1 protein-coding gene is annotated in these 1,142 nt (G+C 59.0%); it reads right to left on the reverse strand.

Annotation, left to right across the window (positions count from 1 at the left end; all coding sequences use genetic code 11):
- Nucleotides 1-569 (reverse strand): PDC sensor domain-containing protein (locus PSSD_RS25950; protein WP_201023853.1); only part of this gene is annotated, 569 nt, incomplete at its 3' end.
- Between the last annotated feature and the right edge of the window lie 573 nt (nt 570-1,142).

A 1,142-nucleotide genomic window follows, 5' to 3' on the forward strand; every position in this document is an offset into this window, starting at 1 on the left:
TGACTCAGGATATCGCTCAGCATGCTCTGCTTCCTGAGGTAAATGGTGCCACCGATGTAGCCCAGATAGCCACCGTCCGGCGCAAACAGCGGCTGTGACAGGAACACGACGTAATTACCGGAGGCCGAGGTAAAGGGGGCCGAGATAAACGGCTTCTGCGTGGCGATGGCCTGCCGGCTGGCATCGGAGTGCAGCTTCACGCCGACCAGGCTCAGGCTCTCCGGGGAGGTGGCGGCGATAACGGCGTCGCGGTTTACCACCACCACCGTGTTAAAAAAGCCGGACTGCAGCCGGAGGCGGTCGGTCTCCCCTCTCAGCAGCGCGGGGTCGGTGAGGCCCTTAATCTGCGTGGCGCTCCAGGCGAGCTCGCGCTGCGCCGTGCCGAGATAGCGATCGGTGGTGTCGGCGAGCTTCCTCGCGTAGGCGATGTTGCTCTCCAGCAGGCTGTCCTCGATGTTGCCCTTCTGAAAAATCAGCAGCGCCCCGAGCAGCAGGCAGGAGGTGAGGATCACCCCGCCGACGGAGAGCGACAGGAGCAGTGTACGGAGGCGGAGTTTTTTCAGCGGCATGGCGTCAGGGGCCCGGTTGAGGTGTCATCAGAGTGTAACGGTCACGGACCGGGTTAAATGGCAGAACAGCGCGCCTTTTATGCGTCGCGCGACAGGATTGCGGGGGCCGGCCCACGCCAGCTTAGCGCATTTCATTCTCCTTAATGCAACTTAATCTGATAATCCTCTGCTTTCACACAATATTCGTGGATAAATATCATGGAAAATGCTTAATAAAGCGGTGCCGTCTCACCACGGCATAAATCAACGATTAGCCCGTGAAGGCTTGCGGGCATTTTTTTATCGTGCCGGACGTTTTATTTCATGAAGGCGGGCCGGTACCATACAGATAAAAGGGATATACTCCCTGCACTGCACACACAACGCGTCTGCACAGCAAACGAAGAGAGCTGGCGTATCCGCCCTTCCGCACCTGACTCAGGTCCGGACGACCGGTGGCGTATTGTCCGGTATTTACGGAACGTCCTGACCGCGCACCCGCGCGGTTTTTTTCTCCGCCGGCGTACAGGCGAACTTATGCACCCGTGCGGTGGATAACCCTGTGGGCAGGGTGCATACACCATCGGCCAGGGA

The sequence above is a fragment of the Type-D symbiont of Plautia stali genome, from assembly GCF_001485335.1.
Taxonomy (GTDB): Bacteria; Pseudomonadota; Gammaproteobacteria; order Enterobacterales; family Enterobacteriaceae; genus Pantoea; species Pantoea vagans_C.